This is a genomic window from Nocardioides sp. AN3 (assembly GCF_054653495.1).
The window spans coordinates 1-12,798 of the sequence record NZ_BAAIGC010000043.1 but is presented as its reverse complement, the minus strand read 5'-3'; the positions used below and the strand labels follow the sequence as shown (position 1 = coordinate 12,798).

General features: G+C 67.9%; 11 protein-coding genes. 3 read left to right on the top strand and 8 right to left on the bottom strand.

The features are described from left to right. Positions 1–79: 79 nt before the first annotated feature. Both ACYQ1K_RS25895 and ACYQ1K_RS25890 read right to left on the bottom strand, forming a co-directional pair. The gene (locus ACYQ1K_RS25895; RefSeq protein WP_109691805.1) at positions 80–2,200 is read right to left on the bottom strand and encodes a bifunctional copper resistance protein CopD/cytochrome c oxidase assembly protein; all 2,121 of its coding nucleotides are present in this window, start codon (positions 2,198–2,200) and stop codon (positions 80–82) included. Next, on the bottom strand, positions 2,175–3,020 hold the full coding sequence (locus ACYQ1K_RS25890) for a copper resistance CopC family protein (RefSeq protein ID WP_459986446.1): 846 nt from the start codon (positions 3,018–3,020) through the stop codon (positions 2,175–2,177). Before ACYQ1K_RS25890 ends, ACYQ1K_RS25895 begins: the two co-directional genes overlap by 26 nt. 75 nt (positions 3,021–3,095) lie before the next feature. On the opposite strand from ACYQ1K_RS25890, the gene ACYQ1K_RS25885 reads away from it, so the two are divergent. Further along, positions 3,096–4,028, top strand: coding sequence for a cation diffusion facilitator family transporter (locus ACYQ1K_RS25885; protein ID WP_109691803.1), 933 nt, complete (start codon positions 3,096–3,098; stop codon positions 4,026–4,028). A 52-nt stretch (positions 4,029–4,080) separates the two neighbouring features. On the opposite strand, the gene ACYQ1K_RS25880 is transcribed toward ACYQ1K_RS25885, so the two are convergent. From ACYQ1K_RS25880 to ACYQ1K_RS25855, 6 genes are all read right to left on the bottom strand, one after another. Then, entirely contained in the window at positions 4,081–4,368 is a 288-nt protein-coding gene (locus tag ACYQ1K_RS25880; protein WP_109691802.1) for a hypothetical protein, read from the bottom strand. 72 nt (positions 4,369–4,440) lie between these two features. After that, positions 4,441–5,460: a c-type cytochrome biogenesis protein CcsB gene (gene ccsB / locus ACYQ1K_RS25875; RefSeq protein WP_109691801.1), complete on the bottom strand. Its 1,020-nt coding sequence runs from the start codon at positions 5,458–5,460 to the stop codon at positions 4,441–4,443. Further along, positions 5,457–7,022, bottom strand: a complete 1,566-nt coding sequence (gene resB, locus ACYQ1K_RS25870; RefSeq protein WP_245927118.1) for a cytochrome c biogenesis protein ResB — start codon at positions 7,020–7,022, stop codon at positions 5,457–5,459. Before resB ends, ccsB begins: the two co-directional genes overlap by 4 nt. Positions 7,023–7,298: 276 nt before the next feature. Beyond that, positions 7,299–8,195: an SH3 domain-containing protein gene (locus tag ACYQ1K_RS25865; protein ID WP_459986443.1), complete on the bottom strand. Its 897-nt coding sequence runs from the start codon at positions 8,193–8,195 to the stop codon at positions 7,299–7,301. Between the two features lie 643 nt (positions 8,196–8,838). Further along, positions 8,839–9,840, bottom strand: coding sequence for a cytochrome d ubiquinol oxidase subunit II (locus ACYQ1K_RS25860; RefSeq protein ID WP_459986442.1), 1,002 nt, complete (start codon positions 9,838–9,840; stop codon positions 8,839–8,841). After that, a complete protein-coding gene (locus ACYQ1K_RS25855) occupies positions 9,837–11,234 on the bottom strand; it encodes a cytochrome ubiquinol oxidase subunit I (RefSeq protein ID WP_459986440.1) in 1,398 nt (465 codons plus the stop codon). The genes ACYQ1K_RS25860 and ACYQ1K_RS25855 overlap by 4 nt, the downstream gene beginning before the upstream one ends. A gap of 359 nt (positions 11,235–11,593) precedes the next feature. Here ACYQ1K_RS25855 and ACYQ1K_RS25850 point away from each other — a divergent pair, with 359 nt between their 5' ends. Beyond that, positions 11,594–11,755, top strand: coding sequence for a hypothetical protein (locus tag ACYQ1K_RS25850; RefSeq protein WP_459986439.1), 162 nt, complete (start codon positions 11,594–11,596; stop codon positions 11,753–11,755). A 459-nt stretch (positions 11,756–12,214) separates the two neighbouring features. Beyond that, positions 12,215–12,634, top strand: a complete 420-nt coding sequence (locus ACYQ1K_RS25845; protein ID WP_459986438.1) for a flagellar basal body-associated FliL family protein — start codon at positions 12,215–12,217, stop codon at positions 12,632–12,634. Positions 12,635–12,798 lie beyond the last annotated feature (164 nt).

The window sequence follows — 12,798 nt, the reverse complement described above, 5'->3', positions numbered from 1 at the left end:
ACTCGCCGACCGGGTGACGCCAGCGGTGCGTTCCCAGTCGGTGCGGTCGGCGACCATTCCCGCGGTCGCGGTGGTGGGGCTACTCCTGGCGTTCGCCCGTGGACTCCGGCGCCGGGGGAGGGGCAGGGTCCCGACTCGGTTCGAGCGATCCGTCGAGCTTCCCAAGGCGGCTGAGGTAGGCGTTGTAGTCGGCCATCACCTGCCCTCCGGTGCGGGCCTCGGAGCGGTCGAACCGACGTCGCTCGCGCCGGTCGGAGGCGACCCATCGGACGATGAGGGCTCCGGCGAGGATCGCGAGCGGGTAGTCACCCAACGCCCATCCCAGTGATGCGCCGAACTGCTGATCGTCGAGTAGGGAGGCTCCCCAGGGCCGCTGGAGAGCTGAGAACCAGTCCGGCGCGAGCACTTGGTCCGAGGACATGAGCGAGACCGAGAAGAGTGCATGAAAGCCGAACGTCACCATTAGCAGCACCACACGGAGCGGGAACATAGGTCGGTGGATTCCCGGGTCGATGCCGACCAGGCAGTTCGCCAGTAGGAAGCCGGTAAGGAGGAAGTGGGCCACCATGGCCACGTGCATGGTGTGAGACTCCAGCGACAGTTCGAACAGGCCGCTGTAGTAGAAGACGGCCAGGCTCACTACAAACATCCCGGCCGTGACCACCGGGAGGGTCAGGAGGTGGGCCAGGAACGATCGAAGTGCCTCCTGGAGCCACTCTCTGGGGCCCAGGGAGCCGTCGGTACGGCGGGGCAGTGCCCGTAGCGCGAGTGTGATCGGTGCGCCGAGGACCAGGAACGTGGGTGCGGCGGTCGCGATGGTCATGTGCTGGACCATGTGCATGCTGAACAGCACCCGTCCGTAGACCCCCGGGGAGCCGCTGGTGGCCCACACGACGAGCAGCCAGCCGAGCAGCCAAGCGATAGTGCGCAGCAGTGGCCATCCGTCACCCCGTGCCCGGAGCCGGAGCACCGCACTCAGGTACCAGGCGGTCATGGCCAGGGCGACCGTGAGCCAGATCAGGTCGGGCTTCCATTGGGTGAACCACTCACCGATGCCGAGCTCGGGGGGCAGGTCGGTGCCGAGGAGGGCCTGTGCGTTGCTGAGGGACGGGTCGGTCTCGGGGGTCGGTGGGTTGGTGCGGCTCAGCGCGACCCCGGCACCGGCGCCGGTCAGCAGCAGGACGACCTCGTAGAACGCAAGCCGGGCGAACGCACTCGAGGCGCCGGACTCGATGCGCCTGACGATGCGGGTCCGCTGCCACCAGCCGAGAGCGGCGACCGCGCTCAATACCGCGACCTTGACGGCGAGCATGGCCCCGTAACTGGTGGTCAGTGCCGATGCGCCGGGTAGGCGCAGGGCGGCACCGGAGATTCCGGAGAGCGCGACCAGCAGCAGGCACCAGCCCGCGAGCCGGGAGTAGCGGCGTACGACAGGTCCGAGGTTCTCGCCCAGGTGTCGGCGCACCACCAGTAGGCCGACCAGGCCGCCGGTCCACACGGTCACGCCGAGCAGGTGGAACAGCTGCAACTCCACCAGGCGGTTGTGATCCAGTGACCCGGTCGCATGTCCGCCGAGTGCCATAGGCCACACTCCGGCCAACGCCACCAGCGCCGCGAACCCCATCCCTTCGGGACGTCGAATCATCAGGCAGGCGGTGGCGAGCAGCGCCGCCAGAGCGGCGCCGGTGAGCAGGTAGCGGCCAGGCTCGAAGCTGGTGGCGAAGTACCACGCCTGGGACCAGAACCCCTCGCCGCCTACGGGCTCACCGGAGGCGTCGGCGTAGACGAAGATGAGCATCGCCAGGGTGCTCCATGCCCATGCCATCGCGGTCACGGCACCGACCTTGAGCAGCAGCCGCTGCGTCGACGACACGCGGCGCGACCCACCGCCGGACCCGGCGCTGGGTCCGGGGGCGGTGGGCAGGCAGGTGGCCGCGAGCACCACGACCCCGACCGCGACCGTCGCGCTGGCATCCCGTACCGCCTGCACCACCGGCAGGCCCCACCGTGTGACGGACCCCGAGTCCGGCAGCCCCGGCAGGCTGGTGGCCGCCAGGCCGTCGGAGAGGAACAGCAGCCCCAGCGCGACACCCGGCGCGAGAGCCGTGAGCAGCAGCAGGCCGGCGGCGCGCCTAGTCCCGCTGCCGATCACCGGGGAGCCGGTGATCGCGTGGTCACCAGGCGCGGTTGGGCTGGGCATCGTCGGGGTCTGGCTGATCGGGCTCTGATACGTCTGTCTCGGAGTTGGCCTCGACTGTTTCGGCGTCCGTCCCCGTGTCGGCCACCCCGTGGCCGGCTTCTGCGTCAGCCCCTCCGGTGGTGGTCTCGGCAGGCGTGCCGTCGATCGACTCGACGGGTGCCACCCGGGTGAACCGGGTCACCAAGAGCAGTGCGGCGAGCAGGAGCAGAAAGCCGCCAAGGAGCACGGGCGCCACAAGTCGCCACGATCCCGCGCCATCGTCCGCTCGCGCGTCGCTGGTCTGCTCGCCACCCCCTGATGCCGCACCATCGGCTGGCTCAGAGGACGCGTTCTCGTCCGACCCTCGGGCATCGGCGGGGTCGTCGCTTGATGCGTTGCCCTCTGTGTCTTCGGGGTCCTCGGTGGCCGCGTTCGCGGGAGGGCGCACGGTGAACGACAGCGTCCCTTGGACGGGGTGCCCGTCGGCGGACGTGACCCGGTAGGCGACCTTCCAGGCGCCACCGGCCATGCCCTCGCCGGGGATGTCGGCCACCAGGGTGGTCGGTTCCGAGCCCGCCGTCACGGGCAGCTCCGCCGCGTCCTGGTCGGGCGTGGTGAGGGCGACTTTCGAGAGCTGTGGCTCCATCGGCTCGTTGAACCGCAGCGTCACCTGATCCGGGGCCTCGCGAAGCGTGGAGTCGGCGGCGGGGTCGGAGCCGACCAGGTCGGTGTGGGCCGCTGCGGGTGGGGCGGGCATGGTGAAGACGAGGACCGATGCGACCATCGAAACCAGCAAGCCACTTAGCAGGGCAAGGCTCGGGTGCACGGGCTTGACGGTCAAGGGGATTCTCCAGCCGTTCACGGATAACTACTATGCTCCATCGTAGACAGCGGTCGACTAGGAGGGGACATCGGGATGGGTGTCGGTCACGGGCATGGGCATGGACCTCAGGATGGGGGCCAGCTCACGGGACACGCGGGCGCGCGGTACCGGTGGCGGCTAGCGGTCTCCTTCGGACTCATCGCAATGTTCTTCGTCGTCGAGCTTGTCGCGGGCATCATCAGCGGCTCCCTCGCCCTGATCTCCGACGCTGGCCATATGGCCGCCGACGTCGTCGCCCTGGGGGCCGCGCTCGTGGCGACCAAGATCGCCACCCGCCCCGACGACACCGGCCGCCGCACATACGGCTCCTACCGAGCGGAGGTCTTCGCCTCCGGGCTCGCCGTTCTGCTGATGCTCGGCGTCGCCACCTACGTCGTCATCGAGGCGATTGGTCGTATGGGCACCAACCCCGAGGTCGACACCGGCGCCATGCTAATCGTCGGCCTTCTCGGCCTCCTGGTGAACCTGGCCGCACTGGTCCTGCTGCGCGCCGGAGCGAAGGACTCGCTCAACGTCAAGGGCGCCTACCTGGAGGTCGTCGCCGACACCGCCGGCAGCATCGGGGTTCTTGCCGCAGCCGGTCTCGTCGCCGCCACCGGCGAGGGGTACTGGGACACCGCTGTCGCGTTCGCGATCGGCGCCTTCGTGGCGGTGCGCGCGGTCATGCTCGGCCGCCAGGTCCTCGCGGTGCTCGGGCAGCACGCGCCCGCTGGCCTGGACATCGACGCGGTCGCGGACTCCTTGGCCTCGTTGCCCGGAGTGAAGGACGTGCACGACCTGCACGCCTGGACCCTCACCTCGGGGATGAACGTGGCCACCGCCCATCTGGTCCTCCACGACAACGCTCAAGGGCAACCCGCATTGGTGGCCGCACAGACGATCCTGCGGAATGACTACCTCATCGAGCACGCCACCTTGCAGGTCGAGGAGAAGCGCACCGCCAACTGCGACGAGGTGACCTGGTAGCTGCGCGCATCAGTTGTTGGCTGCGGGCGAGGGCCGCGGGTCGACTGGTGTCTCAGTGCGTGTCGCCGTGCATCCCGCCGCACTCTCCATCGCCCTCGGGATCGACGATGGGGCCATCCTCGGCGGGCGGATCTGCAGACCGATCTTGGGGCGTGGCTTCCGGCTGATTCCCGGGTTCGTTCTGGGCTGCCGCTGTCGCGGATGATGAGTCCTGCTCGCGGGCAGCGGCGAGTCCGTCGGGCACCCGGTTCTCGGTCAACCAGAACACCAGTGTCCCGACACCCACGCAGACGGCGATGGGGATGCCGACGAACATGGCGATGATCTCCCACCAGCTCATGGCTGCCCTCTGTCACCATGGCGCATCTGATCACGAGGTGCCGCTGACAACGGCGGTCCGGTCACGACCGGGTCACACTCCGGCGTAGGAGTGCAGGCCGGAGATCCACATGTTGACCCCGACGAAGTTGAACAGGAACGCCGCGTAGCCGAGGAGGCTGAACCATGCTGCGCGGGTTCCGCGCCATCCGGCCGTGGACTGGGCGTGGAGGTAGGCGGCGTAGAACACCCAGGTGATGAACGCCCACGTCTCTTTGGGGTCCCAGCCCCAGTAGCGGCCCCAGGCGGCCTCGGCCCATACCGCGCCCGCGATGACGGCGAAGGTCCAGATCGGGAAGGCGAATACGATCAGCCCGTAGGAGACTCGCTCCAGCGTCTCCGACCTCAACCCAGCACCAGCCCCGCGGCTGGTTGCGTCAATGCCGGGTGTGGAGTCGTTGGCGCGTTCGCGGCGCCGCTGGATCAGGAACGCTCCCGAGGCGAGGGCGGCGATGGTGAACACGCCGCCGGCGACGATGGCCGCAGCCACATGGATGACCATCCAGTAGGAGTTGAGGACGGGGATCAGCGCATCAACCGGCGTGTAGAGAACGGTGACGGCGAGCCCGAGGCACACTAGGACCAGTCCGGCAACTCCGATCCCGAGACCTTCAATCCGGTGGCGCCGCGATCCGATGACGAAGGCGGTGGCGATGGCAGCGGCGCCGACCATGGAGAATTCGTACATGTTTCCCCACGGCGCCCGCCCCGCGGCGACACCTCGTGCTACGACGGCCGCGATGTTCACGCTGCAGGCGATGGTGAAAAGTCGCCCCGCTATCAGCGCGGTCCGGCTGAGGTCGCTGCGGTCGAGCAACGAGTTCACGTCTGGGGTCGTCACGTCCTCGGGCGGTCCATCTGGGCCTACGGTGACGGGGGAGTCGACGGGATTCGCCGACCCGGTCACCGCGGCAGGCGTGGTGGAGCGAGTTCGGGCGCCGAACCGGGCGCCAGTGCGGGCCTTGGCCAGATCGGCGGCGTACACCGTGAAGGCCACCGCATAGATGCCGATGGCGAGGGCCACTAGGTTGTCGGAGAGCGCGGCGAGGTTCACGAGAGACTCCTCACGGCCTCGGGATCGAGGTCGGGATCAAGGTCGGGGGCGAGGTCGGGGGCGAGGCGATTCAGGGTCTGCATGAGCTTGTCTGTGTCCTCGCTCGGTGCGGATCTGCGAGTGAGGGACCGCGTGGCGGTCTCCACCTGGACGCCCTCCCGGTCGGGGTATTGGGTGACGCGGACCCAGACCCGTCGACGGCGGACGGTGAGGGAGACGGTGAGACCGATCAGCAGGAGGACAGCTGCGGCCAGGGCAATCTCCTTGCCCGGGTCGTAGGCGACCTGGAAGTTGCCGAACCGGGCGACGCCGTCGAAGGTGACCGACCCGGCACCGTCGGGCAACCGCATGGTCTCGCCGATCCGCAGGCTCTGACTCTCGATCTCGGTCAGGCTGGTCTTGTCGAGGCTGTACACCGACTGCGGCACTCCCGTGTCCATGCTCAGGTCGCCGGAGTAGGCCACCAGATCCAGACGGGGTGCGAGCAGTCCGGGGAACTGCGAGACATCGCCGCCCATCGGCGTGCCGGTGGGCAGGAACAGACCTTCGAAACCCAGCTGGGTCGGTTTCGCGTTCGGCACCTTGATGACGCCGTCGCTGGTCAGTGCACCGTCGGAGGGAAGGAAGATGACCGGCCCGGAGAAGACGGTCTCGCCCTTGCCGTCACGGACCGTCACCCTGGGGGCGTACCCGTGCCCGCTGAGGAACAGCTTGGTGCCATTGACGTCCAGCGGCTGGTTCGGCGCGATACTGGTGGAGGCTTCGGAACCGCCCTCGGTGCGGTAGGTGACCTGTGCGTCGAACTTCCGGGGTTCGCCTGTTCGTGGCCCAGTCGGCGCGAAGGCCGTCTCGAGCTCCTCCAAGGTCATCGAGAATGGGGTCAGCCCGTCGACGTCGGCCAACGACGCCGGTGTGAATGCGTCGTAGGAGGAGGCCACGTTGGTGAAGGTGTCGCCCTCGGCGAGCGCGACCCGGCCCTCGAAGCCGAACAGCTTCCCGCCGGCCACGCCGACCAGCAGGACCAGCAGCGAGAGGTGGAAGGCCAGGTTTCCTATCTCCCGGGCATAGCCCTTCTCCGCGCGAACCTCCGCCCGTGCTTGCGCCTGGCCGGGCACTGTCTCACCCGTCTCACCTGTCGTGTGGGGCACGTCGGGCTCGCTGTCGACGACGACGCGATAGCCGCGGCCGCGCAGGGTTGCCGCGGCCTGTGCGACCACGACGTCTGCCGGGGCGTCGAGCGAGGTTTCGCGGTGGTGTTCGAACCGGTCCAGCCGCGGTGGGGCCTTCGGTGGCTCGGCCCGCGCCTCCCGCCACAGCCGCGCGCAGCGGGGGAGGACGCAGCCGGTCATCGAGACCAGCAACAGACCGTACGTGGCGGCGAACCAGGGGGAGGCGTAGACCTCGAACAGCCCCAGCCGGTCCAGCCATGGCGAGAGCCTCGGGTGCTCGGCCATGAACTGCGGCACCGCCGCCGGATCCGTGGCCACGTTGCGTTGCGGCAGCACAGATCCCGGGATCGCCGCCAATGCGAGGAGTGCGAGCAGAACCACGGCGGTACGCATCGAGGTCAGCTCACGCCAAGCCCACCGACCCCATCCCCACGAGGGCAATGGCCGGGCGCCCCGGTCCGCCGAGTCCGTCGTCACCACCACCCCACCGAGTTCCGTCACCATTATCTACTAGACGCAATAGTAGACACACGTCGCGCTGTGCCACCGCAGCGCCCTGCCCCTCACGCGTAGCCACAGATGGACGGGCTGGACAACCCTTGGAGCGATCTCTGGTTCTCCTCATACCCCGTCCTCGATCACGACCCGCTGAGCGCGGTTGCTCTGAAATCAGTAGGTCGTCACATGGACGTGGTCATAGTGATTCGCGGTCACCGATCCGCGATCCTCCATCGCGCGCCAACCCTCTGAAGAGCGCTCCACCGACCAGATCCGCCGGGCGTGAATCACGTAGCTGACCCCGAACTCGGAGTAATACTCCCGGAGAAACTCCGCGACCTGCCAGGCGCGGTCGCCGGCAGCCATGATGTCCATAGCGATCCCCTGCGCATGCTCACCGTCGCCGCGCAACGTGCCGTAGGTCGCGATCTCGGGAAAGTTCGCGCAGACGGCCTGGTGGATCGCCCGGATGTTCGAGCTGACACCGGAGGGGACAGATGTCCCGTTCGTGCACTGACCGCCGAGGCTAGGCCCAGGGTCAGGTTTCTCCTCGCTGAGATAGCCCGAAGTGACCCACCGGGCCTCGCCGTCCAGCACGATCTCCTGTCGGCCGAGCATCGCGCGGCCGGTGACTGGCACCTTCTTACCGGCATCGAGGACGCCGAGCTGCTCGGCCTGCTTGTCCGGGCGGGTCCAGATGTTGAGCTCGGTGGTCGTCCACCGATGGGTGTCGGCATTCCGGATGGCCGCTGCCACTGCATTTGGCAGCAGGACCTCATCGACCGGGCTCAGCTGACGCGCAGCAGCGGCCTTCAGCTCACGCGCGGGAGACCCCGCTGGCCGGCCGGCGTCGCCGCGCCTGATACCGCCACGCGAAACGACCGGGCGGCGGTCGAGGACGCTGCCCGCGGCCGACTGGTCGACGGCGAGGAGGTCGGACGGGGGATCGGATCCAACAACGCCGATCGTCACCGCTGCGCCGGTTGCGAGAACCGCGAGGGGTGCCGCGATGAGTGCTGCCGAGGGCTTGCGTCGTGCGGTTTCCCGCTTGTGGCTATGAGTCGCCACGCGCTGATTCCTTACTGTCGCTGTCATGGTCGATGCGCTGGTTCCCCCGGTCAGGAGTCCGGGCATGACGAGTGATGCAAGCACGCCGGTCAGCGGATTCTGAAATCCTCACTACTATCCCGGATAGGACAACTGCTCGGACATGTGAGTCGCGCTCGGCAGCGGAGCTGTTCCCAACCGCGCTGGCGCACGATGGCCGCGGTGGCGGGCCCGCAGCCCGATCGGACTGATGTCGTCGGCGGCTCCATTCAGCATCTCCGCCACCAGTTGTGCTCCGTGAGCAGCGGTGGGCCGAAAGCGGACCTCCACGCGCGTAGGCACCCCGGGTGACGGACGGTCGCGGTACTCCTCATAGGCGCGATCGGGTTTTGCGACCCCGAAAAGGCCGATACACATGGAGAACTCATCCGGAGTTGCTCACGAAAGGACACGGAGATGGAACATGATGAAGATGCCGGGCGGCGGCCACCCCGATGCCATAGACGAAGATCGTGCAGTTGGCATCGCGGAGAAGCGCGAAACCGTCCAACACGGACCGAGATCGAGACCCTGAACGACCTCCTCTCGTCCGGACCGACATCGATGAGATGGACTGGTGACGGCACCACGTGGCCGCCCGTCCTGGCGGCTGCTGAGGTTCTCTTCAGTGTCGCAACCACCGCTCGGACTGGGTGAGGAAGAGCAGGTAGGACAGTGCCGGCAGCACGATCGCCACCGCCAGGCCGACGGCGACCAGCAGCGCCTGCAACGTCGCGTCGGCACCGGCGGCGTCGACGATGGTGACCTCGTCGACCAGCAACCACGGGTACTGCCCGGCCCCCCAGCCCAGGGTCACAGTGGCGACCGCGGCCGCCACGGCGAACCGGGCGACGGAGTACCGCCGCGTCCAGATCAGCACGAGTGCGCTGGCTCCGGCGAGCGCCGACAGCACCATGAGTGGCAGCGCCCGACCTGTGAGGCCGTCGAAGAGCGTGGGTGCGTCCTCTTTGATCGGCACCAGCGCGGCGAACACCAACGCGCCGGTGAGCGCGCCCACACCCAGCGTGCGCACGCGCAGCATCTCGGCTAGCCCGCGGTGCCCGGATCGGGCGGCGTCGGCGACGAGAAACGAACCGGCCAGGTACGCACAGCTGCCGCCCGCAATCAGGCCGCCGAACAGCGAGGTCGGGTTCACCCACGACGAGACCAGGTCGCCGCCGCCGTCGGCAGGCACTCGGCCGGAGGCGATTGCGCCGGCTACGCAGCCCAGGAAGAACGGGGTGATCAGTGAGGAACCGGCGAACACGATGCCGAAGAGCCGAGCTTGGCCGAGGGTGGCGGAGTACTTTCGGAACGCGAAGGACGCCCCGCGCAGCACGATGCCCAGCAGGGCCAGCATCAACGGCAACCAGAGCGTCGACATGGCCGCCGCGAACGTTCCGGGGAACGCCGTCCACCAGGTGACCAGCACGTAGATCAGCCAGACGTGGTTGGCCTCCCACACCGGTCCGATGCTGTGGTCGATCAGCGTGCGAACCTCCGCACCGCGGCGGGCGCCGCCGGCGGTGGCGTCGAAGAAGCCGGAGCCGAAGTCCGCGCCACCGAAGACCGAGTAGACGACGACACCGGCGAACAGCGCGGCGGCCACCGCAATCTCCAGCGTCACCGGGACGGCTCCTGCACGCCCTCGGCGGACTCGGGGCCATAGGGACTGGGTAGATCGAGCTCGCCGGCGCGCCAGCGTCGCGCCATGGACCGGAGTACGACGTAGGCGCCGACCGTCATGCCGAGATACACCACCGCGGTCCCGGCCAAGCTCCACCAGATCCACGGGTTCTCGGTCACCGCGTCCTCGGTGCGCAGCACCTGCCAGACCACCCACGGCTGACGGCCGACCTCGGTGGCGATCCAGCCAGCCTCGAGGGCGATCATCGCTAGCGGGCCGGCGGCCACGGCGTATCGCAGGAACCAGCGACTTTCCAGGAGGTCGCGGCCGCGCCATCGCACGAACCAGAACAGCAGCACGGACAGGGCGAGCAGCGAGCCGATGCCGACCATGGACTGGAACGCCCAGTGGGTGATGTTGACCGGCGGCCGCTCGTCCTCCGGCACCTCGTCCAGGCCGGGCACCGGCCTGTCGAAGCTGTTGCGTGCGATCAACGAGCCGATCTTGGGGATGTCGATGCTGTAGCGGACCTCGCCGTCGATCATGATCCCGCCCAGGCGCAGCGGCGCCGGTTGCTCGGTGGTCTCGGCCAGTTCGAACGCGGCGAGCTTGGCCGGCTGGCTCTCCGCGACCCGCAGGCCGAGCACGTGGCCGACCAGCGGCTGGGCCAGCGCGGCGACGGTGGCGAAGACGAAAGGCACCACGAACCCGAGCCGGTGGTGGCGGTCGCGGCGGCCGCGCAGCATGCCCGCGGCGTACACCCCGGCGACGGTGAAGCCGACGACCACGAAGGCGCCGACCCACATGTGGGCGAACATCAGCCACACGCCGTCGTTGAACATCGCCTTCCACGGGTCGACGTCGACCACCTCGCCGGCCGCGGTTAGCCGGAAGCCGGTTGGGTTGTTCATCCAGGCGTTGACCGCGATGACGCAGAACGTGCCGATCACGCCCGCGCAGGCCATCGGGACCAGCATCAGCAGGTGGATCCGCGGAGGCATCCGGCCCCAGCCGTAGAGGTAGATGCCGAGGAAGATCGCCTCGACGAAGAACGCCAGCCCCTCGAACGCGAACGGCAGACCGAGCACGTCGCCGTACTTGCCCATCAGGCCCGGCCACAGCAGACCCATCTCGAAGCTGAGCACGGTCCCGGAGACCGCGCCGATTGCGAACAGCACCGCCGAGACCTTCGACCACCGCTTGGCCAGTTCGAGCGCCACCGCGTCACCGCGGAAGACACCGCGCCAGTGGACGATGAAGATCATCGACGGGAAAGCCACGCCGAAGCAAGCCAAGATGATGTGCCAGCCCAGCGACAGCGCCATCTGGTTACGCGCGGGCAGTAGACCGGACGGCGTGTCAGACACCAGGACTTGCAGTGCCTCAAGGGTCATGGGTCCTCCTCAGTCAAGCCAGCACAGGAACGCATCCGGTCGCGATTCACCGATGGTGCCGTCCGATCTCGCCGGTCTGCGGGGAGTCCGTAGCTTTCGCGGACATGGTCGCCCCATTGCGCCGGCATCAGGCGCCCATAGTTTCGGCCTCTTGCCGGCGAAAGCCTGATCGTCCACGCGCCGTGAGCAACAGTCTACTAACTCTCATAGTAGATGGGCGAAGTGGGCAGACCTGGCGCTTCTTAGAGAAACCGGCGCCGGCTACCTAGTCGGAGGCACGGCACCTCCTGTGGGGTCCCTCAAGCTGGCGCAGATCCGCGTACTGCCGCTCCTACTATGATCCCTAGTAGGAGGTCGCGGTGCGAGTCTTGGAACTGACCTGCCCGGAGTGCGACGTCACTCTTCAGGCGGGCGACGAAGCGGAGCTCGTCGAGCTCGGGCTACAACACGAGCGGAGCATTCACGACCGAGCGGCCTCGCGGGAGCACGTGCTGACCTCGATCTGGCTCCAGAATCGATAATGGCCCACTGACCCCGCCGAGGTTCCCGCCCTCATCCGGCACGGGCCGATCTCTCCCACAACGTGCCGACGGCGGTCATCTGCGCCGGTAGCCCCAGTGCCTTCCTTGATGCCAGCGCTGCCGCGCGGGCGTCGCCGCCGGGTGACTGTGTCAGAGCCGGGCGTCCTTCTTCGCCGGGAACTCGACATATTTGCGGGGGCAGACGGAGGTCCTTGTCGACGAAGGACCCCTGGTCGCCGCTGACCAGTACAGGGCTCGGGAGCGGCGGCGGGCTGGGCGCAGGTTCAGCCGACCTGGTAGCCAGCGTTGGTGATGGCTGTCCGCGGTCGACGACGTCGACCCGGATGTACTCGATTCGACGAGGCTGTCTTTCGAAGTCCTCAAGAACAGTGTGTCCGGGCCGATCTGTGTGATCAACAGCGATGATTCGCCGGGACCCTCTGACCAGGAAGCACCACCATGACCAAGTCTGCGAAGGCCGACGACGAGCCGAGGAAGGGCAAGAAGAAGATCTTCGCGATCGTCGCCCTTCTCGCCGTCGCTGCCGCAGCGTACTTTCTCGTCCTCAAGCCGAAGCCCGAAGCGGACCCTAAGCCAGTCGCGGGCGAGGTTGTCACCCTCGAGCCGATCCAGCTGAACCTCGCCGCCGGAAGTTATCTGCGGATCGCAATCGCCCTGCAGCTCACAGCTGAGGCCGAGGAAGCGGACGGCAGCAGAGCCCTCGACGCCACGATCGAGATGTTCTCAGGCCGAACCGTCGCAGAGCTCTCTGACCTCAAGCAGCGGACGAAACTGAAGGAGGAGCTCACCGACGAGATCGAGGAGCTCTACCACGGTGAGGTTATGGATCTCTACATCACGGAGTTCGTGACGCAGTAGTCGCTGGATCTCGTCGAGAAGACTCCGCGACGACGCCCAGCCGAACGACCCCCACGGCAGTCCGGAATGTGTACCAGCCAACCCAGGAAACCAACAACAGCCGTGCTGCTCGGCGGGAGTCAACCCCGTTGTTTTGGCGCCGATAACAATGCTTATGTAAGGTA

Bases quoted from the DNA above. Each gene is read 5' to 3' on its own strand.
- ACYQ1K_RS25845 (WP_459986438.1), top strand. From the start codon at position 12,215: ATGACCAAGTCTGCGAAGGCCGACGACGAGCCGAGGAAGGGCAAGAAG.
- ACYQ1K_RS25885 (WP_109691803.1), top strand. From the start codon at position 3,096: ATGGGTGTCGGTCACGGGCATGGGCATGGACCTCAGGATGGGGGCCAG.
- resB (WP_245927118.1), bottom strand. From the start codon at position 7,022: ATGCGTACCGCCGTGGTTCTGCTCGCACTCCTCGCATTGGCGGCGATC.
- ACYQ1K_RS25895 (WP_109691805.1), bottom strand. From the start codon at position 2,200: ATGCCCAGCCCAACCGCGCCTGGTGACCACGCGATCACCGGCTCCCCG.
- ACYQ1K_RS25880 (WP_109691802.1), bottom strand. From the start codon at position 4,368: ATGAGCTGGTGGGAGATCATCGCCATGTTCGTCGGCATCCCCATCGCC.
- ACYQ1K_RS25855 (WP_459986440.1), bottom strand. From the start codon at position 11,234: ATGACCCTTGAGGCACTGCAAGTCCTGGTGTCTGACACGCCGTCCGGT.